General features: G+C 66.8%; 17 protein-coding genes and 1 pseudogene. 6 read left to right on the top strand and 12 right to left on the bottom strand.

What is annotated here, in order from left to right; translation table 11 throughout:
• Positions 1–13: 13 nt before the first annotated feature.
• Complete coding sequence (locus NE857_RS14785; protein WP_254421517.1) at positions 14–3,049, top strand: AAA domain-containing protein; 3,036 nt, start codon at positions 14–16, stop codon at positions 3,047–3,049.
• Between the two features lie 60 nt (positions 3,050–3,109).
• On the opposite strand, the gene NE857_RS14780 is transcribed toward NE857_RS14785, so the two are convergent.
• From NE857_RS14780 to NE857_RS14755, 6 genes are all read right to left on the bottom strand, one after another.
• The gene (locus NE857_RS14780; protein ID WP_254421516.1) at positions 3,110–4,297 is read right to left on the bottom strand and encodes a serine/threonine-protein kinase; all 1,188 of its coding nucleotides are present in this window, start codon (positions 4,295–4,297) and stop codon (positions 3,110–3,112) included.
• Between the two features lie 105 nt (positions 4,298–4,402).
• Positions 4,403–5,203, bottom strand: coding sequence for a DISARM system phospholipase D-like protein DrmC (gene drmC / locus NE857_RS14775; protein WP_254421515.1), 801 nt, complete (start codon positions 5,201–5,203; stop codon positions 4,403–4,405).
• The gene (gene drmB, locus NE857_RS14770) at positions 5,200–7,071 is read right to left on the bottom strand and encodes a DUF1998 domain-containing protein (protein WP_254421514.1); all 1,872 of its coding nucleotides are present in this window, start codon (positions 7,069–7,071) and stop codon (positions 5,200–5,202) included. Before drmB ends, drmC begins: the two co-directional genes overlap by 4 nt.
• Positions 7,071–10,769: a DISARM system helicase DrmA gene (gene drmA / locus NE857_RS14765; protein WP_254421513.1), complete on the bottom strand. Its 3,699-nt coding sequence runs from the start codon at positions 10,767–10,769 to the stop codon at positions 7,071–7,073. Before drmA ends, drmB begins: the two co-directional genes overlap by 1 nt.
• A gap of 168 nt (positions 10,770–10,937) precedes the next feature.
• Positions 10,938–11,288, bottom strand: coding sequence for a hypothetical protein (locus tag NE857_RS14760; RefSeq protein WP_254421512.1), 351 nt, complete (start codon positions 11,286–11,288; stop codon positions 10,938–10,940).
• A 105-nt stretch (positions 11,289–11,393) separates the two neighbouring features.
• Entirely contained in the window at positions 11,394–11,939 is a 546-nt protein-coding gene (locus NE857_RS14755; protein WP_254421511.1) for an ATP-binding protein, read from the bottom strand.
• 224 nt (positions 11,940–12,163) lie between these two features.
• Between NE857_RS14755 and NE857_RS14750 the strand changes: the two genes are divergently transcribed.
• Both NE857_RS14750 and NE857_RS14745 read left to right on the top strand, forming a co-directional pair.
• Complete coding sequence (locus NE857_RS14750) at positions 12,164–13,024, top strand: helix-turn-helix domain-containing protein (protein WP_254421510.1); 861 nt, start codon at positions 12,164–12,166, stop codon at positions 13,022–13,024.
• Positions 13,021–13,263: a DUF397 domain-containing protein gene (locus NE857_RS14745; protein ID WP_254421509.1), complete on the top strand. Its 243-nt coding sequence runs from the start codon at positions 13,021–13,023 to the stop codon at positions 13,261–13,263. The genes NE857_RS14750 and NE857_RS14745 overlap by 4 nt, the downstream gene beginning before the upstream one ends.
• Before the next feature lie 54 nt (positions 13,264–13,317).
• Here the strand turns inward: NE857_RS14745 and NE857_RS34695 are convergent.
• Positions 13,318–15,780, bottom strand: a pseudogene (locus NE857_RS34695) (Eco57I restriction-modification methylase domain-containing protein); the annotation flags it as partial.
• Positions 15,781–15,798: 18 nt separating this feature from the next.
• The gene (locus NE857_RS14735; RefSeq protein ID WP_254421507.1) at positions 15,799–17,400 is read right to left on the bottom strand and encodes a hypothetical protein; all 1,602 of its coding nucleotides are present in this window, start codon (positions 17,398–17,400) and stop codon (positions 15,799–15,801) included.
• A gap of 198 nt (positions 17,401–17,598) precedes the next feature.
• Between NE857_RS14735 and NE857_RS14730 the strand changes: the two genes are divergently transcribed.
• Entirely contained in the window at positions 17,599–18,807 is a 1,209-nt protein-coding gene (locus NE857_RS14730) for a competence protein CoiA family protein (protein ID WP_254421506.1), read from the top strand.
• Here the strand turns inward: NE857_RS14730 and NE857_RS14725 are convergent.
• The 4 genes from NE857_RS14725 to drmD all read right to left on the bottom strand — a co-directional run bounded on the left by NE857_RS14725 (position 18,788) and on the right by drmD (position 23,695).
• Positions 18,788–19,006: a PIN domain-containing protein gene (locus NE857_RS14725; RefSeq protein ID WP_254421505.1), complete on the bottom strand. Its 219-nt coding sequence runs from the start codon at positions 19,004–19,006 to the stop codon at positions 18,788–18,790. The two genes, NE857_RS14730 and NE857_RS14725, sit on opposite strands and share 20 nt — an antisense overlap.
• Before the next feature lie 18 nt (positions 19,007–19,024).
• Complete coding sequence (locus NE857_RS14720) at positions 19,025–19,255, bottom strand: hypothetical protein (RefSeq protein WP_254421504.1); 231 nt, start codon at positions 19,253–19,255, stop codon at positions 19,025–19,027.
• A gap of 4 nt (positions 19,256–19,259) precedes the next feature.
• Positions 19,260–20,348, bottom strand: a complete 1,089-nt coding sequence (locus NE857_RS14715) for a helix-turn-helix domain-containing protein (RefSeq protein ID WP_254421503.1) — start codon at positions 20,346–20,348, stop codon at positions 19,260–19,262.
• A gap of 74 nt (positions 20,349–20,422) precedes the next feature.
• Positions 20,423–23,695 (bottom strand): DISARM system SNF2-like helicase DrmD, encoded by a 3,273-nt coding sequence (gene drmD / locus NE857_RS14710; RefSeq protein ID WP_254421502.1) that lies wholly within the window; start codon positions 23,693–23,695, stop codon positions 20,423–20,425.
• 114 nt (positions 23,696–23,809) lie between these two features.
• Here drmD and NE857_RS14705 point away from each other — a divergent pair, with 114 nt between their 5' ends.
• A complete protein-coding gene (locus NE857_RS14705; RefSeq protein ID WP_254421501.1) occupies positions 23,810–24,646 on the top strand; it encodes a hypothetical protein in 837 nt (278 codons plus the stop codon).
• A 116-nt stretch (positions 24,647–24,762) separates the two neighbouring features.
• Positions 24,763–26,898: a UvrD-helicase domain-containing protein gene (locus NE857_RS14700; protein WP_254421500.1), complete on the top strand. Its 2,136-nt coding sequence runs from the start codon at positions 24,763–24,765 to the stop codon at positions 26,896–26,898.
• Positions 26,899–26,966: the final 68 nt, after the last annotated feature.

Raw genomic sequence — 26,966 nt, 5'->3', positions numbered from 1 at the left:
CCGAAAGGGCTCAGTGACTTCCCCGAGTACACTCCCCGAACCAGCCGACCAGTTCCTCACCGCCCTCGCCCACGAGATCAAGGCCCACTTGGCCGACAACGCCAACACCCAGGAGAAGGTCTCCCTCAAGGACGGCGAACGCGTCCGAGTCGGCGATGGCGACCACCCCCACGAGTACCTGTTCTCCTGCGCCCGTTGGAAGGACTCCTTTGACTCCGACCGGCTTCTGGTGCGCCCCTCCCGTTCCCGCCAGCCCTGGCAGCACGCCGCGGCCACGGCCCACCCCGACGGGAAGATCCTCGTCACCACGGAGGCCGACCTGGGTGAGCGCCCCGGAAACGTCCAACTCCGTGACGACGAGACATGGTCGCTGAACTCCCTCGCCGACCGCATCCGGGACTGTGGACAAAGTCCCGGTCCCGTGAACGTGGCCACCGCAGCCTGGGTTCTCGGAGACGGTGATCCCACGGTCGGGGCGCTGGCCGACCCGAACCGGTACATCAGCGGGTACCGGGACATGACTCTCAACAAACGCCAGCGCCAATCTGTGGAACAGGCCCTGGGTAGCGACATCACCTTCATCTGGGGCCCGCCCGGCACCGGCAAGACCGAGGTGGTCTCCCTGATCGTCGAGGGCGCCCACCGTCTCGGTGAACGGATCCTGTTTCTGGCGCCCACCCGGGTGGCTGTCGACCAGGCGCTGGAACGGGTCTGTGAACGGCTGGAAGGCGAGGACGGATTCGACACCGGTCTGGTGCAGCGGGCCGGGGACATCGAGGTCGACTCGCTCCGGGAGCGGTTCGGTTCGGTGATCGACCCGGAGATGATCGCCGGACGGCTGGGGGTGGAACTGTCCGCCCGGGCCGGGGAACTGGAGGAGATCCTCGAGCTCGCCACAGCCCAGCGTCTGGCACACGAACGCCTCGCCCAGGCCGAGGTGGAGCTGGGGAGTGCCTGTTCCCTTGCCGGAGAGATCACCGACGAGATCTCCCAATTCCGAACCCGTACCACCCGCTCTCAAAGGGAACTCGACCAAGTGGTCGCGAGCGTCGAGGCGATCGGACCGCCCTCGGGTGTGTTCGCCAAACGCAAGGCCGAGCGGCTGGCCCGTCTGATCGAGGAGCGGGATCGCCTACGCAGCGCTCTCAGCGAGGAGCAGCGGCGAATCGATGCCGCCACCGCGCGTCTGGAGGACGTTAACGCAGCGATCACCGAACGCGTCCGGGAACGGGACTCCGCCCTGGCAGCCACCCGTGGCCTTCCTTCCGCCGATGAGGTGGAGAAGCTGATCGGCCAGGCCGAGCCCGAGCTCGCCGAGGTTCGGAAGGAACTCGACGGGCTGCTGGAGGCGGTTCGTTCCCGGTGCCAGGTCATGGGCACGACCCTGTCCAAGGCCTTGCAGAGCCGTCGCCTCCTGGAGGAGGTGGACACCGTGATCATCGACGAGGCCGGCATGGTCGACCTGCCCTCCGCGTGGTGCGCGGCCGGGCTGGCCGACAAGCGTGTCGTCGTCGCCGGGGACTTCCGGCAGCTGCCCGCCATCACCCAGGCCTCCGGGTCCAGGGCGCTCCAGCCTGAGGAGCAGGCGCACTCCCGGCAGTGGATGGACCGGGACGTCTTCCACGCGGCGGGTCTGGTCGACCCCTCCGGGCGGGTGACGGGCGACCCCCGTCTGGTCGCTCTGGACACCCAGTACCGCATGCGCCCCGACATCTGCGCCGTGGTCAACAAGGTCGCCTACCGTGACGCTCCCCTGACCACCGGGCGCCAGGACCGTTCCCGGCTGCCGCACTCGCTGTTGGTGGACCACTCCGTGGTGCTGGTGGATACCTCGGGCAGCCGTGTCCGGGTCGGCGGCTCGGGACGCCACAAGTCCAACCAGGTGCACGAGGCCGTCATCCACGAGCTGGTCCGCGGGCTGCAGCACGACGGGGTCCTGCCCGGGCGAAAGCACGATGATCCCGTGACCCCGGCTCAGCGCATGGCGGTCATCTCCCCCTACCGGGACCAGGTCAAGCACCTGCGCAACAGCATGAAGTACCGGTTCGGCCAGGAGTACGAGGGGCTGGCCGACACCGTGCACCGGTTCCAGGGCAGTCAGCGGCCCCTGGTCATCGTGGACACCGTGGCCGGTGCCGGAGACACACCGGGCTTCTTCTACAGCGGCACGGGGATGTCCTCGTCCACGGCCCGGCTGCTCAACGTGGCGCTGAGCCGCGCCCAGGACCACCTCGTGGTGATCGCCGACGTCGAACACCTACGCGAACATCTGAGTCCGGGCAGCGAAACCGTGATCATGCTCGACACCCTGGAGAAGTCGGCCCAGCGGATCCCGGCCCAGGAACTGGTCCCTGTCCGTAGCGCCGGTGACCTCGTCGGCCTGAGCGAGGAAGAACTGCGCCGCCCCGCCTTCTTCCCCGCCGACGAGGTGACCAGGGCCCTGGAGTGGGACCTGGCCCGGACCAACGAGAGCGTCGAGATCTACTGCGCCTTCCTCAACAAGGGCCCCGTCGAACGCTGGCTCAAGCATCTGACCCCGCGCATAGCGCAAGGGGTTCGCGTCACCGTGTTCACCCGCCCGGTCGCTGACAACCAGGACAAGAACGCCGAACGGCACCAGGCGCAGATCCAGCGCCTGCGGGACCAGGGGTGCGAGGTGCGCCCCCGCGAGCGGATGCACGAGAAGGTCGTGGTGCTGGACGGCACGGTGCTCTGGCACGGCTCCCTGAACCTGTTGTCGAGCAACGGGCCCACCGACCTGATGATGCGGCTGACCGATCCCGACGCCTGCGATCGGGTCCGGCACATCGTGGAACGGGCCCGCCGGGACCAACCCCTGCAACACGTCCGTCAGGCCCAGAGCGAGCAGAAGGCCCCCGCCGACGCCCCCGTCATCGGGGAGGTGGTGGGCGACCGACTGTACCTCAAGGTCCCCTTCCACGAGAAGGACAAGGCCAAGCGCGAGGTCAAGGCCCGGTGGGACGGGAAGGCCCGCCTGTGGTGGGTACGCCCGGACACCCCGAGGGAGAAACTCACCCGCTGGCTGTGACAGCCCTACCCCGCCGCCCGCGCCTTCCAGGTGCGGGCGGACCTCCGACCGCTACCCAAATCACCCCATGGGGTCGTCATCCCAGGGTGTCGGAAGTCGATCAATGATCGTCAGCAGCTCGCTGCGTCGACCAGCGTCATGGAGGACGTCCACGTGCTGGCGTATCGCACTGGAGATTTCTTGGGACGGAATTCGGGAGTCGTCACCGAGCAGGTGGTACAAGTGCATCCGTTCACGGCTGACCTCTAGGGCACCTTCGTAGTTCGCGAAACTCATACTCATGGCCATAGCATCCCAAAGTCCCTCAGCGCGATCTCGCATGTCCTTGAAGGGAACACCAAAAGCTCCGCGGTCCGAGGCTGTCCGCCCTCGGAACGGCTTCTTCCTAGGAATGACGTCCACGGTCTGATCCACGTACCGTGGCCAGCTCCCCTCCGGATCGACCTCCCCCACCAGATCCTGAAGCATCTTCAAGGACGGGCGGCGATCCGGCTCTCTGTCCCAGCAACCGGCGATGAAATCCCTCAGCGCCCCCTGGACGTCATCGGAGACCTGGGGCTTCTCGGTGATCACGCGTCCCAGGCTGGCCATCGGTGTAGCTCCCTGGAAGGGGTTGGTGCCGGTTGCGGCGAAGTGTGTCACCGTTCCCAATGAGAACAGGTCGGCCGCGGCACCGGAATACGTACCCTCACCCTTTGCCTGCTCCGGTGCCATGTACGCGGGGGTACCGAGCATCATGCCGGTCTGCGTGATCCGGGTGTCCTCGACCAAGCGCGCCACACCGAAGTCGATGATCCTCGGCCCGTCCTGCGCCAGGAGGATGTTCGAGGGTTTGAGGTCACGATGGGCGAGACCGGTCTCATGGATGGCTTCCAGTCCCTCTGCGAGACCGGCCAGCAGAACTCGTAGTGCGGGCGTAGCGAGCGGCCCTCCCTGACTCACCACCTCATGCAGCGATGGCCCGGAAATATGAGCACTGACCACCCACGGTTCCTCGGCGTCCGGATCGGCATCCACCACCTGGGCGGTATGGAAACCGCCGACCCGCCTCGCCGCTTCCACCTCACGGGCGAAGCGAGCGCGGAACTCGTGGTCCTCGGCGAACAGGGCGTGGATGACCTTGACGGCGACTTTGCGGCCGGCGCGGGTCCGGCCCAGATAGACGCGTCCCATCCCGCCGCTCCCGAGAAGGTAGGTCAGACGGTATACGCCGATGCGCTCGGGGTCCTTGGGGCCCAGGGGTTTCATGGGGGGATTTTTCCTTTATCTGCAACGGTACGGTCCGGCCACGCTCATCGGCCACTCCATATGATGACGCCTCCACCGGCGAAGGTTCCGCCGGGCCTTCCTGCTTCAGGTGCGTTCCAGAGGGCCATCAGGACCCATGAGGGAACGGAAGTGGCTCACCAGTCGCTTGACCTGGGTCGGGTCGCGGACCAGGACGCCCACTTCGATGTTGTGGTGCAGGGCGTACCCGGTGAGGTTGGCGCTGCCCACCAGGGCCTTGGCGGTGTCGGCGGCGACCAGCTTGGCGTGCATGGACGCCGACCCGTTCGCACCGCGGCGCTCCTTGGGCCACCGCCACAACCGGACCTGATCACTCATGTGTGAGAAGGGGGCTTCGAACGCCTTCAGCGCTCCGGTCTTCTCCTCCAGCAGCACGTCCACCACCACCCCGCGTTCGGCCACCGCGGTGAGCTCCTCCACCATGCGGGTCGAGGGGTGGTGGGTGAAGCTCACCACCAGCAGTCGCTTGCGTGCCGAGCGGATCACCTCTTCGAGGGCGGCTCCGGTGGTGCGCGCCGCGCTCTTGTACAGGGCGGAGTCACCGGAGGGTCCGCTCGCCACGACGCTGGAACGGCGCTGGTCGGCCCGTTCCGCGGCGGCGGCCGCGCTGAGCAGGGCCAGGCCCAGGGCGTCGCCGTTCAAGTGAGGGCGGAGATGCCAGAGCCGGGCCAGTTGGGCGGCGTGGTGGCCCATACCCGCCACCGGGTGGGCGTCGAGCAGCACACGCTCTGCCTGCCCGGGGCCCGCGCAGTCCTCCAGGGCACCGGACCATCGCCGGACGGCGGTGGGGTTGAGCCGTCCGGCGAGTTCGGCCAGGTCCTGGGCCCAGCGTTCACGTTTCTCCGTGTCTGTGGGGTCCGCGCTCACCGGAAGTACCCGAGCCCGGCGGGTAGGTCCTGGGAGATGGTGTCGACCAGCAGGGCACGGTCCAGGTAGTGGTTGTTGCGCTCGCAGGAGGTCTCGGCGGCGAACAGGCACACGTGGCAGGCGGCCCCGTGCAGGCGGGCGTGGTCGTCGGGGTCGTGTTCGGCGCACAGGGGGTCGGAGCTGCACAGCCGGGCGGCGTCCAGGGCGTGGTCGATGAGCAGCCCCAGCCGGTCCGGGTCGGTACCGAGGGCGACGAGCCCGCCGAGGGTGCCCTCGCTGTCGGGGGCGGCGGTGTAGAGGAGGATGCCCGCCATACGGTCGGATCCGCCGCGCGCGTACACCTTCTCGGCGATCCCGGAAGCGCTGTACCCGGCTTCCAGGGAGAGTTCGCGGATGAGGCAGTGGGCGAGCGAGTGCAGCAGCACGTAGCGCATCCCCGGCCAGTCCGCGGGTGGCAGGTTACGGGCCTGGCGCCAGCGTTCGTGGCCGCCGATGAGCTGCTTCTCCCGTTCCTTGACAGCCGGGGACGTCTCCCAGGCTGTCAGGGGTTCCTCGGCGAAGCGGAGGAAGATCCCCTCGCCCCGCTGCTCGGCGCAGGGCACCCACTCAGGTGCCTTGGCTGACAACGGGGCGATGCGGTTGTCGTCGGTGGTGACCACGTCGAACTCGGGGGCGTCCACCCGGGTGAAGCCGTACAGGGCGCTGACCACACGCAGTCGGGGCACCAGCACGACCTCCGCCAGGCGCTCGCGGTGGTTGCGCGCGACCCTGCCCACGTGCTTGGTGGTGAAGTCGGGCAGGTCCATGTCCTTGGGCTGGGTGAAGGCCTCCCACTCGGGTCCGGCCAGGTCCACTTCCTCGTCCTGGCTCGGCGCTGCCGTGTCATCCGGCTCCGTGTCCGCCGTCTGGGCCTGGATTTCGGCCCACACCGCCTCGAAACCGAACTCGTCGAGGTCGGCCCAGAAGATCATCTGCCGGATCGCGTGTTCCGCGATTTCCTTCGGCAGGGCCGCCATCGCCTTCAACGTGTTCATGTGCCCGGCGACCGTGTCCTTGAGGGCGGTGTCGCCCTGCGGCAGGCTGAAGACCCGCATCTGGGTGGGGAACCAGCTGTTGGTGGCGCCCAGCACCATGGTGCGGGGTTCCTGGTCGCAGTTCCCGAACGCGGCCAGGTGGGGGTGGCGGCCCCGGCAGCGGGGCAGGTTCACGGCGTTCTCGGGGCCGAACGCCTCACCCATGGAGCGCCCGCCGCTCTGCTTCGGGTCGTCGCCGCAGCCCTCGCAGATCACCAGGACGCTGGCGGCCTCACCGGTGGTGCCCTGCTCGACCAGTTTGAGGGTGTGTTCCCCCGTGTCCGGAACCTGGCCGCGGTGGGCGAAGTAGACCCAGGGAAAGTCGTCGAGGTGCCCGGCCTCGCAGGCCATGACGAAGCGGGCGGGGACGGCCGCGGGACGTTTGTTGCCTTCGCCGCGGCAGCCGTGCACGTACCGGGTCCGGTCCGGGCTGTAGGGGGTGGAGATCAGGTCGAAGGCTCCTGAGTCCGCGGAGGACAGGCGGTGGCATTTGGTGCAGCGCAACCACCGGGGAAAGGCGGACACGGGCACACCGATCTTGGCCCATTCGTCGAACACGTTGGCGGTGGAGGGCACCCAGGGCGGGCTGCGCAGCTCCTTGACCTGGGGTCCGAGTTTGCGGCGCACCGCGTCCAGGAGCCGGTCCTCCTGCAGGGGTGCGGCGTGGGCGCTCTTCCAGGCGTCCAGTCCGCGCACGACCACGGACAGGTTCGGCAGGTCGACGAGGGCGCCGATACCGAAGGTGTGCAGGAGCTGGCTGGTGCGCAGCTCACCGACGCGGATGGGATCGTTCATCACCGGGCCCCGTTCTGGTCGTCACCGGCACCGTTCTGGGCCTGGAATGGGTGTTGGGCGTCCTCGCCCAGGCTGTCCTGGGGGTCGAGGACCAGGCGGATCCCCGGCTCCACCTCGCGCAGGGAGGTCGGGCAGGTCGTGGTGGTCCAGCGGCCGTCCTCGGGGTGCCGGATCAGCCCTACGTCCTCCTTCTTGCTCCTGGTGTAGCCCAGGGTGAAGCTCTCCAAGGTCTGCAGGCCGCGTTTGTCGTTCCACAGGTCGAACCGGCGGTCGACTTCCTCGTCGATCGCGCGGACCGTGGCCTTGTCCCCGGTGACGTCACGGGCCCGCCGTTTGACCTCGGCCGCCAGGTGGTCGGCGGTGCGCCCGGTGCGGTCGAAGTGACCGGCTCCGGCGTTCGGGTTGAGGAGTGGGTCGTAGCCGCGGACCATGGCGATGAGCAGCCCGGTCAGGCCCCGGTCGATGGCTCGTGCCGCGAAGGGGGTGACCGACAGCGCCTCCACGTGCCGGTACAGGTTCGCGTGGAAGTTGGCGAACTGTTCGTAGTGCGACAGGTCCCGGGGGCGCGCCCAGTTGTAGACCGTGAAGACGATGCCGGGGTGTCGGCGTCCGACTCGGCTGGTGGCCTGGATGTACTCGGCGGTGGACTTGGGCTGGCCGTTGACGACCATCGCGCCCAGCCGGGAGACGTCCACGCCCACGGCGATCATGTTGGTGGCCAGCAGCACGTCCAGCGGCTGCGACCCCTTCGCCTCCTGCTTGCCCTTGCCCTTTCCGGTCCCCTTCTTGGCCGCGGTGCTCAGGGCGGCCTGTTCGACGGCGTCTGGGAAGGCCACCCCGAGACGGTCGAGGATGTAGGGGATGTCGTCGGAGTTGCGCCGGGAGGTGAGCTCCTCCGTCCGGTAGGGGTGGAGGTAACGCTTGGCCAGGCCGCGCTGATCGGCGCGGGTCAGCCGAGTGGTGACGTCGTCGTCGACCAGGCGGCGCATCCCGCCGAGGTCGCGCAGGCTGTTGAAGTAGCCGACCAGGGTCATGTAGGGGTCGGTGATCTCGTTGTCGCCGTACTTCAGGTGCAGCTTCTGGGCCGCGGCGAGGACGGCGACGTAGACCCGGATCTGGGTGGACTTGATCCGCACCCCGTGAGCGCACAGTCCCACGTAGCGACGCCCGTCAGCGGTCTGGTCGGCTGTGTGGTCCGCGCTCTGCCCGGGCACCAGGGCGTCATGGGCGTCGACGGGGCGCTGCCGGGAGAAGAACGTGTCCGAGGCGTCCAGGCCCTGGGGCGGGAAGATCCGGGTCTCGCCGCGGGCGAAGAGCATGCCGATCTGTTCCTTGGCCCGGCGCACTGTCGCCGTGGAGGCGATGACCTTGGGTCGTACCTTGTGCCGGGTCTTGGTGCCCGGAGCCGTGTAATCCCAACCGGAGAGCAGGTCCACCGCGGTTTCGTACATCCCCACCAGAGAGCCGAGCGGGCCGGTGATCAGGTGCAGCTCGTCCTGGACGATGAGGTCGGGCGGCCGGACCGCGGGCGCGGGCCCGACCTTGGCGGGCGGAAGGTTGACGCCCTTGGGCACGGCCGTGTGCTGCACGGAGCCACCACACACCTTGTCGTGCATCTGGCCGGCCAGGTAGCCGTGCCGGGTGCAGTAGCGGGAGGCCCGACCGAACAGGCTCTGGGCCTCCCCCTTCCAGGTGAGCTGGGCGAACTTGTCCACGGTGGCGATGACGAGCGAGGGGACGAGCCGGTAGATCTCCTCGTCCACCACCAGCACCGGCAGCCCCTCACCGTCGCTGAGGTAGTCACCGAAGGGGCAGTCCAGATCGGGACAGACGATCCGGGTGCGGCGGGCCCTGCTCTCGGTTTCGATGTGTTTGCCGGGCTCGATGGTCGATCCGCACCAGGGGCAGCTGGTGAGCTGGTGCGGGGAACCCTGTCCGCCGCCACCCCGGTTGGCCCGCTTCTCCCGCACCCAGTCCTGGGCACCGTCGAAGGTGTTGGGGGTGACGCGGCCGCCCACCCACAGGCCCAACCGGAACGGCACCGTGCCCCAGAGGTCCTCGTTCTGGCGGCGTTCCACCTCGCAGGCGCAGATGAGCGCGGCGGCCCGCTGGAACTGCTGGATGGTGAGCAGACGGAGGGTGTAGCGCATCAGGACGGCCACTCCGGTGTCGGAGTGCGGGACGTTGCCGCCGTGGGCCGTGTCCTCGTGTTGGAGGCGGCGGATGGCCAGGGTGTAGGCGGTCAGGCCGAGGTAGGCCTCGGTCTTGCCGCCACCGGTGGGGAACCACAGCAGATCGGCGACGCGCTTGCCGTCGGGGCCGGTCCCGGAGCGCTCGGGGTGGGCGGGGTCGGTCAACGAGGGCAGGTTCAGCAGCAGGAACGCCAGCTGGAAGGGGCGCCAGCTCCGGTTCTTCGGAACGTCAGCCTCGTGCACCCGGGTGGCGATGGAGATCTTGCCGTCCCCTTGGGCGGCGATGCTCTGCACCCGCTGACGGTGCATGGCCCGGTTGGCGAACCGGAACGCGGCGCGAGCGTCGAGGTCGGCTTCGAGCAGGTCGATGGCGGCGGCGATCCGGTTCGCGGCGTGTTCGGCCTCGTCCATGTTGGCCCTGGCCTGGCGGCGGAAGTCCGTGCCGTCGTGTCGCAGCCGCGCCTCGGGGGCATCGATGCGCTCCCGCTGCCGCTTGATCCACTCCCGGTATCCGTTGACCAGGGGGTCCAGGGCCGCACGGACGTCGACGGCCCCTTCGCCCTCCTCACCCAGGAGCTTCATGTCGACCACGAGGTCGGCCAGCTCGGGCAGGTCCTCGTCCTTGTCGGCGCTGGGGACGTCGGTGTGCCTCAGCTCGTACCCGGGGGCGGCGTTGGTGGTGACGCTGACCGCGCGCATCGGGTCGTCCGCCGCGGCCTGAACATCCACCGCGACGCTGTGGCCGACCGCGAACTGGGCGTGGAACCGGTGGGTCATCGCCAGGTTGCGCTGCTCGTCACGGTCCCGCTGGTCACCGCCGGAGAAGTTCTCCGGCCGCGGCACGAACACCGGGGCGGCGCCGTCGGCCGCGGTCAGGGAGAGTTCGGCCTGGAAGAGCCACAGGTGCTGTTCCTTGCTCTTGCCCTGCTGGGCGTTGACGAGGAACACGGTGACCAACCGGCGGCCTTCGTAGGTGCGGACCCGCCCACGCAGGACCACCCCGGGGTGTTCGGGGTCGAGTTCGATCGGGCCCAGGTGGCCGTCCTTCTCCGGCAGGCTGAGGGCGACCTCGGCGGTGTGCGGGAAGCGGCGGTAGAAACGGGCGCGGCCCTCGGGTGCCTTCACCTTGTCGTAGTGCGCCCAGGAGGCGCGGGCGTGCAGCTCGGTGGTGTCGGGCTCGACGCAGACGGTGAAGCCGTGGGCACTGCAGAACATGCTGGCCGCGGCGGGCACGTCCGCCCCGGGGTCCGCGCTGTCTGCCTCCCCGATCCCCGCGGAGTCCTCGATACCTGATTCGGCGAGGGTGTCCTGTTCATCGGGTTCGATGACCGCGCCGTTGGGGGCGAGTCTGCCGAGGATGTAGCGGTCGGTCACCCGCTCGGAGGTGGGGAACTCCTCGTGTTCGTCACCCCCGATGGGGCCGTGGAGGTCACGGATGACGAGGTCTTCGAGTTCAGCGCGGATCTCGCGGGGTGTGGGGGCGTGCAGCACCGTGTGGTCGGCCATGCACCCAGGCTAGAGGAGCCCGGTGACAGGCGAACGGGGGAGTTGGGACCTGGTACCAGCCGGTGGGGCTTTTCCTTCCCGGGTGGTCTTGCTACCAGAAGCTACTTCGGCGCCTTGGGTTTCAGTGGCTCAGCGCCCCTGGTAGCAAGACCACGCAGCCTCTGCGGGTCAGAAGCGGAGCGGGCTGACCTGGGTGTGTGCCCACAGGTGGGCGAGCAGGTCGTCCCAGTCCTTCGCCTCGTAGAGGCCGTTGCGGGAGGCCACCCAGAAGGACTGCGTGCTCTCCCCAAACCACACGATCTGGCGCGGGTGGCGGGCCTGGAGCCGGGCGGCCTTGTGGTGTTCGAGGGCGAACTCGGCGCGGTGTCCGCCCAGGCGGGGCAGGGTCTGGGCCCGGCAGGAGCGACAGGTGCGGTGGGTACAGGAGGCGCAGGCCGGACCGGGCACAGCCGGGGTCCGGTAGGGGTTGTTCGGACGGGAGTCCAGCGGACGACGGGGCGCGGGGATAGGATGCGACATCGATCCTGCTTTCTTACTTCTGCAGACGTGGAATTCAGGGTTCGTGGGGCTCAGGAGACGTTGCCGCGTCTTCCTGAGCCCTCTCTCATGTGTGGAGTACTCGGGTCAGAGCTGCGACCAGGGGTTGTCGTCCAGGTCCCGTGCGAGGAAGAACCAGACGGTGCGGAGCTCGGGCAGCCCGTTGTCTCCCCAGGTGGTCGCGAAGGCCTCGACCATCGCCAGCCCGCGCCCCGCCTCGACCTCCGGGTTCAGCCCGTTCGAGTCCGGCGAGAACTGACCGGCCTTGATCGGCGCCACACTCCCCTGGTCCCGGCAGGTCAGGTGCATCCCCTGAGCGGAGCGACGGACCTGGAGGTCGTAGAAGCCCCCGGGCAGCCCCGACCGGGAGTGCCGGATGGCGTTCCCGGCCAGCTCGGACCCCAGGAGGGTGAAGAGGTACCGGTAGTCGTCGGAACAGTCGGCCACGCAGGTGTTCAGGAACAGCCGGGTCAGCGGCATCAGCTCCGGGATCCCGGGGAAGCTGTAGTCACGCTGCCGGAAGTGGGGGCGATCGATCTGCCCGGAGAAGTAGTGGGAGTGGTAAGGCTGGATGAAGCTGGTCAGCGGCACGGTGACCTCGCTCCGGACAACCTCGGGGGCGGATACGGGCATGACGAACACACTCCTTGGCATAAGAAGGCGAAAAAGGGGTGAATACGGACGCCCGTTGGAAGATTCATGATTCCCGGGACGCACAGAACGGGCCAGCCATAGCCTGACCAGATGAACCCTCAGTGATCCACCAGTCACCAGCTACAGCTTCATAGTGATACTCAGATTCTGAGTTGTCAACGAAGATGCCCAGAATCTGCCTGAATGAGTTTAGAATCCCTCATATGCAGAGCCCAATCAGCCCCACCCTGCGACGCCGCCGCCTGGCCCGTGAACTGCGACGGCTACGTGAATCACGGAACCTCAAGCTCGCCGCAGCCGCCAAAGAGTCCGGCGTACCCCTCTCGACAATCAGCAGCATCGAGAACGCCACCGCCAGGCGCATACGACCTCGCGACATCGATGCACTCGCCGACCTCTATGACGCGGCAAGCCAAGAGCGTGAAGCCCTACACGAGCTAACAAGCGAATCGAAACAGTCAGGCTGGTGGTCCAGCTACAAGGACTTGTTTGGCGGCAACGCTTTGCCCGATTTTGAGGCAGAAGCATCCGTTATCCGAACTTTTGAGGGGTTGACTGTCCCTGGCTTGCTGCAAACACCCGAATACGCCTCTGCCGTGTTCAGGGCAGGACGCGTGCTTGAGGAAGCAGATGTCGAGCGCCGAGTGCAAGCACGCATGGAGCGCAAGAGCATCTTCAACCGCATCAAACCTGCACACATGGTCGCGGTGATCGACGAAGGAGCTCTCAGGCGAGTCATCGGAGGCCCCGAGGTGATGAGGGATCAACTCAACTACCTCAAGAACATGGCCCTACGCCATCACATCGACATACAGGTTCTCCCCTACTCTGCAGGCGCCCACCTGGCACTGGCTGGCCCGTTCGTACTCCTTGGCTTCCCGACACCCAAGGACATGCCGATCGTGTACGTGGAGACAGCGGTGGATGGCCTCTATCTGGATGCGCCCGAAGAGTTGGAGCGGTATACCTTGGCCTTCGGTAACGCTCAGGGGGTGGCACTGTCCACCGCCCTGTCATTCCAACTGATCGATGACATCCTGAGGTCTCTGGAGAGCACGCCATGAACAACGAACTGGAATTCCGCAAGAGCAGCTACAGCGCACAGGGACAGAACTGCGTGGAGGTTGCTCAAATCCCGGCGGGCTTCCGCAAGAGCAGCTACAGCGGCCGGGACCAAAACTGTGTCGAGATCAGTTCCCTCCCCGGCGGCGCGGCCATCCGGGACTCGAAGCACCCCGACACCGGACACTTGCCCTTCCCCAAGAGCGAGTGGGCGTCCTTCCTCACCAGCGCGCTCAAATAACCCAAGCCCTCGAAGCCTGGCCCGGGAACGACGCCCGTGCCAGGCTTCGGCATCTCAGAAGAGAGTTCCCTCAGGAGGGAACAGGCCGTCCTGCATCACCGGTGTAGCTGCCTTCTTCACCTTGGCCGTCTTGCGAGACTTCTTCTTCGGCGGCCAGATCCCCTTACGCTCTTCTTCCGCATGCCGATCGAAGTTTAGCTCCAGCAAGCGGTCAAGAATTTCGACACGAACCTTAGGGTCGATCGTCCATCGCACGCCCTGTTCAGTCTCGTAGTGGCCATGCTGAAGTTCAAGATCGCCCCATCCGTATGCCTCCTTTACCGCCTCATCGATCTCGATGTGGATTTCACGAATCTGATTAATGTCTTCATCGTCCTGAAGCTTAGGATCGTGCACCAGGTTGTAGAGCTTCGTCAGACCGAGGTCTCGGCGCAACATGATCTTGCGACGATCCCCATCAAGACTTTCCCCAACCTCAGCCATACGGCTGGAACTCGTTGGCATCGGGATGGTCTCAGCACTATCCGAAGGAGTGAATACTTTATCCTTTTTCATACTGGAACTTTGACGAACCGTCCAACCATATTGGAAAATACTCGAACGAAAACACAAATCCCCATAACCCGAAGAAGAGAAAACTACAAGCTTTTGATCAAAAATCTGCCCATTGCTCACCAAAACAGGGGATTGCGTGTTGCTCGTTTGCGTGATCACGAGAACCCGCTCCAGGCTTGCTATGGATGAGTACAAACCCGGAGCACGTTCAGCAAACCTCCACCAGTATTTTTTACGAGCTTCTCTTTTATTTTTCATCCGCACTGGCTTCACTTTGCGCTCAACGATATCAAACGGCTCCACATAGCCCCTAGCCTCCTCTTCTGCCATCGACCCGAAACTGATGACCCATCGACTGGCGGAGCAGTCAGGTCGCGAGTTCAGGTCCCTCCCAATAAGATAAGGAAAGAGCACCTCCGAGTTCTTCGAGTTCTTCTGGATCAAATCACACACTTGAGAATATGAAAGGATAAAACCTTCACCCAGCACGTTCGAACCCTGGAAAGACTTCCCCGCGTTAGCAACCAGGACCCACGGTTTTCCTGTCGCCCGTGATCTCTCATCGAGTTCAGGAGTGATGCCTGGAACAACCCCGTCGCCCAAAAAAACCTTCTCTTGCTCTCCGGCATGCCCAGCCCACACCAAAGAAACATGCACGTTAGCACTACCAGGCCAATCTTGGCTTTTGACTGCCCTGTAGATACTCCAGCCACGCTCAATCACCTGATACAGACCGACAGCACTACTCTTCCCCTGCGCAATGGTGTTGGTCGCGATAATTCCGGTCCGCCCCTTCGGCGCCAGATCCAGATTCCTCAACAAGAAGTAAGAGCACAGGTCTGCACTCCCCCGCTTCCCCTTGGCGATATCCACCACCAGGTACTCACGGACATCTCGACCAATATTCCCGGTCAGCTTCTGCCCACCGCTGAACGGCGGATTCCCGACCACCGCATCGAACCCACCGTTCCCCATCACCTCGGGGAACTCGATGGCCCAGTGCATCGGCTTGATCGGATGATCCCGATTCCCCCGCAGCCAGTCACGGATCTTGGAGCGGGTCGCCTCTTCCTTGTAGAAGTCGTACGTTTCCTCGTCCAGCAGTTCCAGGAACTCATCCGACAAGAACGTCAGCAGCCGGTTGTACGCGTCCTGCCAGTTGTACTTCTTGTCCTCCGCGTCCTGGAGCTTCTTCTCGTAGTCCTCCAGGTCGAGTTCCGCGTACCGCTCAGCCGCCAACGCCGCCGCGACCACGCCGTCGCACGCCAACCGCAACTGTGTGAGACGGGCATTGGCTTGCGCGTTCAGTTTCTCTTTCTGCCGTACTTCCTCCGGGTCCTTCACCGGGGGCAGCGACTCGATCTCCCGCCTCAGCTCGGTGACCTCACCCAGCACCCTGCCGATGTAATCCTCCACGTCACCGGAAAGCCGACCATTGATCGCTCGTCCTTCCTCCGGATCCGTGTGGAAGGCCCGCACCTGTTCCTCGTTCACCAACCCGACCAGCGAGTCCCCGCTCTTCAGCGCGTGATCGAGGAAGCTGAACGGCTTGTCCCGGGCCAGGGTCTCCAGCCACATCGACAGCTTCGCCAGCTCCACCGCCATGTCGTCGCGGTCCACGCCGTAAATGCACGACGCCGCGACCCGACGTTTGGCGTACAGCCTCACGTCCTCCAGCTCGGCGGAACTGTCCGCCTCACCATCACCACTGTCCTGGCGAAGCTCCTCCGGAAGCCCGTCCCGCTCCCAGGCCTCGACCACCCGCTCCCCCAGGTACCGGGTCGCCGCCACCAGGAAAGCCCCACTCCCCGCCGCAGGATCGACCACCTTCAGCTTCAGCAGCTCGTCCGCGGGCTTGACCCGCCACTCCGACTCCGGCACACCCTCAGCCGGTCCCGGCTGGTACACCAGCGGTTCCAGGGTGTAGCGCACCACCTTCTCCGCCAGCTCACGCGGGGTGTAGTGCGTCCCGGTCTTCCTTCACTCCCCCACCCGAGTGAAGACCACCGACCGGTCCGGAAACACCGTCGGGTCCTCACGCAGGTCGGTCCGCAGCAATCCCCAGAACGGCAGGGTCCGCTCGGTCAGCTCCGCGTCGCTGTCCCAGGCCGAGTGCAGCCTCGAACGCTCCTCCGGCCCCGGCTCGGCTGCCAGCATCTTCTTGAGCTGGGTCCGCGTCGCCTTGGTCTCTTCCTGCAACCAGTCGAGGAAGACCTCCTCGCCCTCGGAGTAGACCTCCTCCACCTTCGCCAGCGGCAGCTCCGGCTCCTGTTTGCCCTGCAGCCCCACGTACGGACCCTGGGTCTTGCGCACGGAGAATTCCAGCAAGCCCTCGTACACGTGGCCGATGTCCTCCACCCCCAGACCCTTGTAGGAGATCCGGGTCGGGGTTCCCTTCTTGGTCTTGGGCTTCAACATGACCAGCGCGTCGAGGATCTCGAACACCACCCGGTCAGCGACGGCGAAGCCCTCCAGCCACTCATACGTCTGCGGGTCGAAGAGCGACCCCCCGTACGGCGGCAGCCTCAGGTCCGGGTGCTCCGACCCCTTGTGGATCCCGTTGAACAGGGCGAGCAGCCGGGGCCAGGCAGCGGCCCTGCGGTCCACGACCTCCTCGCCCAGCTGGTCGCGGTCGATGGTGAGCTGGTCGTGCAGGCGGCTGACCGAGTAGTGGTCGGCGTACAGGTCGTCGGTCGGCAGCAGCCGCTGCTCCTCCGCGTACAGCAGGAACACCAGCCGCATGAGGACGGTCAGCGCACCCTTGTAGATCTCCCGCTCACCCACGTGTTCCAGGAACCGGCCGCTGGATTCGCGGTCAAGCCGGGCGATCTCGGCGACGAGCAGCTCCACCGCGCGCAGGACCTGGTTACCCAGGTCCTCCGTCAGATCGCTCTGCTTGTCGAAGGTGCGCTCGAACAGCGCCGCTGCGGCATTGGTGAGATCGCCGCCCTTGTCCCGGGCTGGCAACCGCACCCGTTTGCTCTCCAGGAGCGCCGCGAACGCCTGAAGCAGCAGGGGCTCCTCGCCCCACAGGTCGGCGTCGAAGACCCCCACCGAGGTGGGCTTGCCGGGCAGCGCGTGCACCAGCGCCCAGTACTGGCCATCGGTCACCAGCGCCAGCGGCACCCCGGACTCGCGGCAGCGGGCCGCAGCGGTCTCCACCGGAGAGGGACGACCGCCCTGGGAGCGGGCGGGTTCGGTTCCCAGAGGAAGTCGGTAGAAGTGCAGGCGTTCCTCGCGCCCGCTCGGCCCGGGTCCGAAGAGCGCGAACTCGGGGGCCACCCGCGCGCCCTCCGCCACTGGCTGCGCACGCTGCTCCTCGTCCCAACCGAGGAGCTCGCCGAGCACCAGTTCGATCCACGCGGGCACCAGGGCACCGGTGCGTTCCCGGTCGAGCTCGTGCCACCCCTGCCGCAGAGTACGGCGCACCTCGGTGTCGACCGCGGGAAGGCCGTCGGGGAAGGCCTCCAGCAGGACCTCCGCGGACAGGAAGGGCCCGTCAGGCGAGAGGAGTCCCAGCCACTCGGTGTGCTGATCAGCAGGGCGAATCGAGGGCGCGCGATGTCGGCGAGGTCCAGGCATGCCTTGAGGTTATCGGCCACCGGCGGCCCAGCCACAGCCCTCGCTATGCCGGTGCGGGCTCACCCACCACGGCCCCGGTGGCTGTCCGACCAGGCAGCCACCGACCACGCCCGGCGTCCAGGAGAGCGGATCGGCCGGACCCGGCCAACCGGACGTCTGCCTCTACCAGGGCTCACCGCATTCTGTTAGTCCTTCTGCATGACGTACGATCACCGGTTGGTCCAGACCGCCACTCTGGGCAGTCGCCGCTCCTACGACCCCGTCTTCCTCCCCATGGAGCGGCACCTGGCCCTGGAGTTCAAGGAGCGCGATCCGGAGGCCACCTTCTGGTGCGGTGAGCTGCTCGGCGGCTGCGGAGGCCAGCTGGGGGTCAAGGTCTACCAGGAGAAGGTGGCGCACTTCGCGCACCACTCCAGTACCAACCAGTGCACCCGGCAGTTCGGCGGAATCGACAGCGCGGACCATCTCTTCGCCGGCAAGCAGGTCAACCGCTGGCTCAGCGCCAACGGCCTGCCCCAACGCGAAGCGCGCTTCGAAGGAGACTTCGACACAGGCGGCACCTGTCACCGGCTCACCCTGCCCGCCACCGGTGAAGACCCCACGATCTTCTTCGAGTTCACCAAGCACCTCGGCCCCGATGTCCAACGGTTGCTCACTCAGGGACTCGATCGGCCTCAGGCCTGGTTCGTGCGGGACAACTCCGAGCTGGTCCAGCGCCTCACCCGCACCGACGGGCACGCCCTCCGGTTCCGTATGCGGACCGAAGGGTTCGAGAGAAGGGTCGACGTCGGAACCACCTCCCCTGACGGCCAGACCTGGTGGCGACCGATCGAGGAGTGCTCACTGGAGATGGAGCACAGGTCGTCCCCGCCTCCGATGGCACTCCCCAAACCCGTGGTTGCCCCTACCCCGGTGCCGGATTCACGAAATCGTGGTAGGTCGAGAGAGCCCGGGCAGATCCTCCCCCACCCCCGCATCGAGCGCCTGCACACCGCCCTGAAACAAGGAGACTGGAAGGAAGCACGCCGGTCCAGTGATCGCCTCCAGTGGTTTCTGAAGGGAGCCAAGGACATCGGAATCACGCACTATCGCCGGGAAGCCGAGGAACTGCTGGAAATCAGCAGGAAGGCTCTGCGACACCTGATGCCCAAGGCCACACTGGTCGCGCACTCACAGGAGCGGGTAGCCGCACCGAGCACTACTCCTGTGCCCGCCCCCAGGCAGAGCCAGCAGACACCGAAGACCGCCGGGATCCCGGCACGGCCACAGCGAGCCAAGAACAAGAAGCAGAACCGGCGCAAGGACTCGACCTCAGCGGTGCCCGCGCAGCGTTCCGAGCTCGCCACCAAGGTGGACGAGAACGCCCTGCTCAAACTCCAGGAGCGGTTCAACAGCCAGCGCCAGTGATGTGGGAAGCGCCCGCCAGGGTGTAGTCGCCTCGCGCACAGGCAAGGGCGATCAATCGCATGGTCCCGCAGACGACCAGTCCATAGCGCTCAGCGGTCTTACGAGCATCCCTGTCATCCATCACCAGGGTTCCGCCCTGCAGATCGGCGTAAGCACACAGCATGGTCTCGCCGATGTTGTGGTCGTCCTTGAGCGACATCCGAGTGCTCCAGACCCCCTAGGCGTGCAGGAACTCCAGGGAGTCCGTCGGCACCGTGCGGATCCAGGCGGCCCGCACCACCGCGATATGCACCGCGAGGTCATTGCGCCGCACCTCGTCGAGTAGCGACTGCGTGGTCAGGCAGTCGTGATCCCTGACCAGGTCACCGAGTACTTCCAGGCGGTCGGCCTTGGCTGCGTGCAGCAGCGGGGAAGCGTCGAACAGGAAGGGCTCATCGAAAGGGGTCAACCCGTCAGTCCTCGCTGAGGTCTCGGAGTTCGATCTGTCCGCGCATCATCTCCACTGCGCGCGCGGGTGTGATCGCATACTCTCGCAAAGCTGCGACGACCGCAGACGAATACCTCGGAGAGACTCGGATCGAGGCCAGGTCGGGCTGCGGCTTCCAGCCCACCGCTTCCCTGAACTCGATTTCGGTGGGCACACGTCCCCGGAGCTGACGCAGCTCACCACCGTCCAACGTGCCAGAGCGCCGAAGCTGCGCGATCGCGAGGCTCCACGACACCCGGTACTCAGCGGCCACTCTCACCAGAGCGTGTCGGCGGCTCTCTTCGTCAGATGCCGCCAACACCTGGTGCAGCTGACCGCTCGGCAGCAGGAGCTCCGCAGCGAAGACCTCCACCACACGTTCCCGCTCTTCGTGTGAGGTGTGCACACCGAGATCGTTGGAGTACTCGTCGCCCAGCACCATGTGACCCAGCTCGTGAGCGGCGGTGCTACGCCGCCGACCGGGTTCCTGATCCAGGCGGACAACCGCGACCGCGACATCTCCGTCCACCAGTGACGCACCGTCCGAAGACAACGGGGCCACCGCCAGGAACTGGCCGGCACGCTCACAGGCATCGGCCACCGACTCGATGGGAACATCCCCCAAACCGAGACGGGTCCGAAGCCAGCGGGCCGCGTCCCTGGCGGCGTCGTGGTCGGTGACCTTGTACGGGTAGAGCGACAGAGGGCGTGGGGCCAGTGTTCCCAGGTCGATGAGCTGGCGTACGTCCCGCAGCCACTGCGCGAGTTCAGCTTCGTTCCGGTAGGTGTCACGCGCGGCAGTGCTTCCGCCGAGCTCCTCCGCTCCGGCGATGGCAGCCCGACGCGACACCACCTCGGGGGTTGGCGAGAGGAAGTGTGTGACCGGGTAGTCGAGTACTCCAGCGATGGCGGTCAGCTCCATCGCGTCGATACGCCGGGTCCCCTTCTCCAGCTTGGAGATCATGCTGCGTTCCAAGCCGACGCGGTCAGCCAGATCCTGTTGGGACAGCCCCATGGAGGCACGGCTGTCCCGCACGCGCTCGCCGATGCTCTCCCAACTCAGCTGATCCATCATGTGTGCGATCATCGCACAGCTAGCCTAGATCAAGCTGATATACCCATACGTAAATTTGGCTAAATTTACAGTGCCTACCCCTTCACCGACGCCGGGACCAGGAAGGTAACCGCCACCGGGAACCAGCGAGCCCTACGGTCGGCGTAACGGTGGCGCAGGGCCGCCTGCTCCTCAACCTTGCGCTCGGGCAGCTCTTCCAGACGAGCCCGCAACGCCTCGCGGTCCTGCCGGAGCTGCTCCTGTTCCCGCACCTCGAACAGGGTGGTCTGCTCCCACTGCGGGGTGTTGTCCAGAGCCGTCCTGATCCCCGCCGCCAGTTCGTCCAGGACCAGGCCGATCGCGTCGACCTCCTCCTCGCACTTGCGGTCCAGGTCTCGCTGTACCGCCTTGAACCGCTGGTTGGCGCGCTGGTGCAGGGCGCCGCCGACCGCCTTGTCCAGGGACGGCCACAGATCGGCCAACCGCTCCCGGATCGGTTCGGGGGCCAGGCGTTCGGTGGCGACCTCCATCCAGCGGTCGATGTCCTCTTCCTTGGCCCGCACGAACGAGCCCTGTTCGATCCGGCCACCGGCGAGCAGGACCTCCTCGTGCAGCCGGGTGCCCTCCGCGCCGGTGATGACCACCCGGCCGTGCGCCACGACCGCCGGTACCCGCAGCACGTCGGATTCCACCACCCGCGCGGTGACCCGACTCAGTTTCGATCCCTGGGACCACAGCTCCTCCCGGAGCAGGGTCAGGCACAGGTCCACCAGACGGTGTTTGAGGTGCAGCAGAACCAGGTCGTTGCGGCCCACCACCGCGTCCGGGTCGAAGGTGACCAGCCGCTCCACCCCGGTGACCGGATGTGCCAGGCCGCCGTTGCGGGCGCTCGCCCACGCCCCGGCCAGCTCCGGCAGGCGGAAGCACTTGGCGGTGACGCCTTCGGGCGGGTCTGCGTCGATGAGGTCCTTTCGGTGGGCCAGGTCCAGTCCGGTGCGGACCACCCGCTCCAGGGTTTCGGGGGTCAGGTCGAGACGGTCGCGGCTCCCGGTGAGGGTGGCCGCCAGCTCCTCCACCCGGCGGTTGAGCTCCCGCTGAGTGCTGAGCCGGGCCACCCCCGCACGGGAAGTGATCTCGCTGTCGGTCTCGGCCCACTCCGCCCGTTTGCCGAGCATCTTCTGTTCGACCTGGAGGGCGATGACGTCACCGGCGCTGCCCAGGTCCTCGCGGATGCGGTCCACCTTCTCCACGGCGGTGCGCAGGAACCCGAGTTCGTCCTCCAACGAACCCGGTTCGGCGGCCTCCCATCCCTTGGGCACAAAGTGGGTGACCTCCACCTGGTCCGCCTTCTGGCCGTGCCGGTCCACACGGCCGTTGCGCTGTTCGAGACGGTTGGGGTTCCAGGGGATCTCCCAGTGCAGGATCCGGTGACAGTGCCGCTGGAGGTTGATGCCCTCGCTGGCGGAGTCGGTGGCCACGAGGATCCGGACCTTGTCGAGGTCGGGGCGGTCGGTGAAGACGTTCTTGACCCGCTCACGCTCATCCGAGTCCTGGCCGCCGTACAGCTGGGCCAACCGTTCCCCGCCCTTACCGCCGTACCCGGCGGCGATGAGCCGATCGCGCAGCCAACGCTGGGTGTCGCGGTACTCGGTGAAGATGATGACCCGCTCGTCGGTCCAGTCCGCCTGGTCTCCCGGTACGCCGGGGCTGGTGGGGCCGCCCGGTCCGATCGGCTCTCCGTCGACGCCCGGGTGGAAGAGGATCGGGTCCAGCCAGGACTTCAGGGCCGCAAAGCGGGCGTCCGAACGGCCCTGGGCCTTCTCCGCCCAGGAGCGCAGGTCGACCAGCAGGCCGCGTTCGCGTTCGGTGAGTGCGGGGGCGCCACGGCTCACCGTGCCGAACACCTCCGCCTCGGCCTCCTGGTACTCCTCCTCGTGTTCGGAGGTGGCGGACAGGCGCTCTTGGAGTACCGGCAGAACCTCCTGGGCGGGAGCCTGATCGGCGGCACTGGAGGCCTCGTCCGCGGCGCCCTTGGCGTCCATGGTGGCCAGGTGGGTGGTGACGGTCCGGGTGAAGGCCTGCGGTGAGGAGAACAGGCGCTTCTTCAGCAGGGTGGTGACGAAGTCGACCGTGTGGCGACCGCCCTTCCCCACCCGGTCGCGGCGGCTGTCGGCGTACTCCACCAGGGTGCGGTGCGCCTTGCGCTCGGCCTCCGAGTAGTCCACTTCGGCATAGCCGAGCACCCGCGCGGGGAAGCGCGCGCTGCCGTCCCAGCGTTTGGGCAGGTCACGCTTGAGACGGCGGACCATGGCGCGGTCGAGCTGTTCGTCGGAGGGCTTAACCCCACGGGCGAAACGCTGGTCGTCCAGCAGCTCCAGTAGGGCGGAGAACGACTCGGGGTAGCCGTTGTGCGGGGTGGCCGACAGGAACAGCCGGTGTTCGCAGTGGGGCGCCAGCTCCCGGATCGCCTTGGTACGCAACGAGTCGACCGCGTACTTGCCGCTGCCCGCCGGAGCCACGTTGTGTGCCTCGTCCACCACCAGCAGGTCAATGGTGCGCGGATAGCGGGGGCTGGCGGGCAGGATCTCGCGGAGCATCCGCCGGGGGCGCTCACGCTTGAGCCAGTCGACGCTGACGATCAGGCGGGGGTAGTGCGTCCAGGGGTTGGCGTACAGACCGCGTTCGCGGCGCAGTCGGCGGACCAGGTCGGCGTCGACCACCCGGAAGTCCAGACCGAACTTGTCGCGCATCTCGTCGTGCCACTGGGTAGTCAGCCCGGCCGGACACACGATGAGCATGGTCCGGGCCCGATGGCGCAGCTGGAGTTCCTGCATGACCAGCCCGGCCTCGATGGTCTTGCCCAGACCGACGTCATCGGCGATGAGCAGGTTGGTCCGGGGCATCGACAGGGCCCGCACGACCGGTTCGAGTTGGTAGTCCTCGATCTCGATCCCCGAGCGGAAGGGGGCCTGCAGGGAGGTGTTGTCGGCCGAGGTGATCGCGCCCCAGCGGACGGCGTGCAGGAAGGCGTCCAGGCGGACGGGGTCGTCGAAGCCGAGCGCGGGCGCGGGCAGGTCCCTGCCCTCGTGGATCCGGGTGCTCACCTCCAGCTCCCAGAGGACCTCGATCCGGTCGGTGGAGGCGTCGTCGCCGATGCTGACCAGGGACACCATGTGCTGGGGCCTACCGGTGACGCGGGTGAGGTCACTGGAGACGATCCGCGAGGCGCGCACGTCGGACACCACCCACTGGCGGTTGCGAACAGTCACCAGTTGCCCGGTGCTGGGGGCCGGTGTGCCGCTCTCGTCGATCGCGTCCTCGGAATGGGGACCGAGGACCTCGATGTCCGCCGCGCCCTGGGGAGTCATGCGTGCGCCGCCCTTCGTTGTGTGTGCCTCCGTCATACCAGGGGCCGGTGTCAGTGGTGGCATCTACGGTGTCGATGGCCCTTGCACGCAAGGGCGTAGACCATCCGAACAGCGATGACGGAGGATGCTTTGTTGGCTTCGGTCAATTCCGCGATCACCTTGGCGAAGGAGTGGCGGAAGGGTGGTGACCTGCCCTATCGGCTGATAGCGATACCGATATCGCTCATGGCGATAATGTCCTTGGCTCGGCAGGAGCGCCCTTCAGACCTCCTGTCGGAGTTCCTCATCCACGTCGGCGCCACATCCTTGGGTCGGTGGATCGGACCGGAGGCACCGCCGATCATCGCGAACGGTTCGGTCTTCACGGAGATAGCCATGCTGGGGTTCCTGTGCTTGGTGCTGCTCCGCATGCTTGTGGGACCGGTCATCCGCGAGTTTCAGGAAAGCTCGGGGCCCTTCGAGTATTCCCGGTGGACACTGATCGGTCCTGCCCCGGCGACCTTCTGGTTTTTGGTGTTGCTGGCCGTTCAGCAGGGTCCCACGACGATGATCATGCAAAACGCACACACTGTCGCGGGAGTCCTCACTGTTGGGCTCCTGGGTACCTACACCTTTCTCTTCGTGGTGGTATTCGTCGTACGCAGTCGGTTGTTCCCGTCGCCTTCGAAGGAACACTGGACCAGCCGCTCGATCCAGCTTTTCCTGTGCCTCATCGCCGCAACGGCTTCCACCTTCATCGCGATCGTGTTCGTGCCGTTCGGTTATCTCCTGTTGCTCGTCTGGAAACTATCCGGCTGGGAGCCCGATTGCTTGAAGAAGGCACGGGCAAAGCGGATCCGCGAAGAGATCGAGAACACCCCCGCACCGACCGGAGCAGTCGGCAACCCCGTCCCCCGAACCCATGACTTCCCGCAGACGCCTCACCCTGATCGGACGCTCCATACGCGGTGACAGATCGGTACCGGGTACCGGGAAGCCCGCCCCCTCCAGGGTTTCGGTCCCTATGCTGAGGGGGCAGGCCCCTCCCCTGGACGCCCTCCTCAACCCCCTGTCCCGGAAAGGCTCCCGTGCCCCAGCTCGCGATCGCCAAGGACTTCCTCACCACCTACGCGGCTCTGGACAAGAAGCTACGCAAGGCCGTCGACGAGGCCCTGGACAAGTTCGCCGACACCTATTTCGCCGGTGGACACCTGGAGAAGATCACCGACAGCCGGGACCCCCGGTGGCGAACGCTCCGCATCAACCAGGGGTACCGCGGCGTCGTCCTCGCACCCGATTCCGGAGACGTGTTCCTCCTGGTGACCGTGCTCGCGCACAAGGAGGCCTACCGGTACATCCGCAACCGGCGCCCCTCCGTCAACCAGGCCCTGGGGGTTCTGGAGTTCCGGGACGAGGCCGCGCTGGACACCATGAGCACCGCGCTCACCCCGGTGGCCGCCTCCTCGACCGACACCCTGTTCCAGGAGGTCCCCGACAAGCACTTCACCCAGCTGGGAATCGACGCGGACACCGTCCGCATCGCCCGGCTGCTCCCCGACGAGAACCACCTGGACGCTCTGGCGATCATGATGCCCAAGGCCCAGCACGACGCGCTGACCGCGCTGGCCTCGGGAATGCCGCCGGACGAGGTGTGGGCCCTGCTCAGCCGTGAACTCGTCGAGGAGGTAAGCGCGCAGGAGGTCGACCCCGACGACCTGGTCTCGGCGATCCGGCGCAGCCCGGACCAGGCGGTGTTCGTGGAGGGGCCCGAGGAACTCCGGGACCTGCTCGCCCACCCCTTCGACGTGTGGCGAACCTTCCTGCACCCGCGGCAGGAGCGCATCGCGCGCCGGGACGGCTTCGCCGGTCCGGCCATGGTCACCGGAGGTGCCGGAACCGGTAAGACGGTGACCGCCCTGCACCGGGTGGCGCACCTGGCCGAGCGGTACGCCCCCGACGGGCAGCAGCTCGCCCTGGACACCGGTGAGGTCGTGCCGGAGCAACCCATCCTGCTCACCACCTTCACCACGACCCTGGACACGGCGCTCCGCTCCCAGCTGGGACTGCTGGTGCGCGACGAGGACCGCCGGAAACTGGTCGACGTGCGCAACCTGGACAAGGTCGCCCACCAGGTGGTGCGTCAGGTGCACGGCAAGCTCGAATTCCCGAACTCGCGTGAGCTCACCGCGCTGTGGGACCGGCATGCCGAGGGTTCGGACGTGTCGGGACGGTTCCTGCTGGAGGAGTGGGAACACGTGATCCTCGCCCAGGACCTTCGCACCGAACGTGACTACCTGAAGGCCCGACGGCACGGGCGGGGACGCTCCGGACGGATGGGCCCCGAGCAGAAGCGTCGGGTGTGGTTGGCGGTTCTGGCCGCCACCGAGGAGATGCGCGCCAACGGGCAGTGGACGTTCACCTGGCTCGCCTCGGAGGCCGCCGACATCCTCGACCGCACCGGAAAACGCCCCTACCGGCATGTGGTGGTGGACGAGTCCCAGGACCTGCACCCGGCCAAGTGGCGATTGGTGCGTGCGTTGGCTCCCGAGGGCAGGGACGACCTGTTCGTCGCGGGCGATCCGCACCAGCGCATCTACGACCACCGCGTCTCCATGGCGGCGGTCGGGATCAACGTGCGCGGCCGGAGCCACCGCCTGACCGTGAGCTACCGCAGCACCCAGGAGATCCTCTCCTGGGCTGTCCGGGTCCTGGGCACCGCACCGGTGGAGGGGTTCGACGGGGTGCGCTCTCACCTGGCCGACTACACCTCGCCTCTACACGGCCGGACCCCGGCCGTGCACGCCCACCCCACGGAGCAGTCGGAACTGGACGCGCTCACCCAGGTGGTCTCCGTGTGGCTCATCTCCGATGTCGAACCCGGCACGATCGCGGTCGCGGCCCGTACCGAGGCCCTGGCCAAGGAGGTCCGATCCACTCTGGCGGCCGAGGGCATCGACACCTGCGGCCTGGCCCAGGACTCCGGCGTCCGGGTGGGCACCATGCACTCGATGAAGGGCCTGGAGTTCCGCTGCGTGGCGGTGGTCGGTGCGGGCGCTGCCTATCTCCCCCTGAGGTCAAGGGTCACGGACGTCTCCGAGGATCCCCTGGCCCACGCCCATGACCTGCAGCGCGAACGGAACCTGCTGTTCGTGGCCTGCACACGGGCCCGGGACACGCTGTACGTGTCGTATTCCGGCGAGCCCAGTCCCTTCCTGCCGAGGTAGGAGTCCACCCCCTGACCGTCTGTCGGAGATTGCGGAGATATGCAGGCCAACGAAACCACCTTCCGGAA

The organism is Nocardiopsis exhalans, assembly GCF_024134545.1.
GTDB classification, from domain to species: Bacteria; Actinomycetota; Actinomycetes; order Streptosporangiales; family Streptosporangiaceae; genus Nocardiopsis; species Nocardiopsis exhalans.
The sequence above is the reverse complement of the archived record's forward strand: the minus strand, read 5'-3'. Positions and strand labels throughout refer to the sequence as shown.

What these genes read in the sequence shown, in the direction of transcription:
- NE857_RS14780 (WP_254421516.1), bottom strand. Translation starts at nt 4,297, where the DNA reads ATGAAACCCCTGGGCCCCAAGGACCCCGAGCGCATCGGCGTATACCGT.
- NE857_RS14735 (WP_254421507.1), bottom strand. Translation starts at nt 17,400, where the DNA reads ATGCCTGGACCTCGCCGACATCGCGCGCCCTCGATTCGCCCTGCTGAT.
- NE857_RS14725 (WP_254421505.1), bottom strand. Translation starts at nt 19,006, where the DNA reads ATGTCGCTCAAGGACGACCACAACATCGGCGAGACCATGCTGTGTGCT.
- NE857_RS14705 (WP_254421501.1), top strand. Translation starts at nt 23,810, where the DNA reads ATGACGGAGGATGCTTTGTTGGCTTCGGTCAATTCCGCGATCACCTTG.
- NE857_RS14760 (WP_254421512.1), bottom strand. Translation starts at nt 11,288, where the DNA reads ATGTCGCATCCTATCCCCGCGCCCCGTCGTCCGCTGGACTCCCGTCCG.
- NE857_RS14755 (WP_254421511.1), bottom strand. Translation starts at nt 11,939, where the DNA reads ATGCCCGTATCCGCCCCCGAGGTTGTCCGGAGCGAGGTCACCGTGCCG.
- NE857_RS14715 (WP_254421503.1), bottom strand. Translation starts at nt 20,348, where the DNA reads ATGATGGATCAGCTGAGTTGGGAGAGCATCGGCGAGCGCGTGCGGGAC.
- NE857_RS14750 (WP_254421510.1), top strand. Translation starts at nt 12,164, where the DNA reads ATGCAGAGCCCAATCAGCCCCACCCTGCGACGCCGCCGCCTGGCCCGT.
- drmA (WP_254421513.1), bottom strand. Translation starts at nt 10,769, where the DNA reads ATGGCCGACCACACGGTGCTGCACGCCCCCACACCCCGCGAGATCCGC.
- NE857_RS14730 (WP_254421506.1), top strand. Translation starts at nt 17,599, where the DNA reads ATGACGTACGATCACCGGTTGGTCCAGACCGCCACTCTGGGCAGTCGC.
- NE857_RS14745 (WP_254421509.1), top strand. Translation starts at nt 13,021, where the DNA reads ATGAACAACGAACTGGAATTCCGCAAGAGCAGCTACAGCGCACAGGGA.
- drmD (WP_254421502.1), bottom strand. Translation starts at nt 23,695, where the DNA reads ATGACTCCCCAGGGCGCGGCGGACATCGAGGTCCTCGGTCCCCATTCC.
- drmB (WP_254421514.1), bottom strand. Translation starts at nt 7,071, where the DNA reads ATGAACGATCCCATCCGCGTCGGTGAGCTGCGCACCAGCCAGCTCCTG.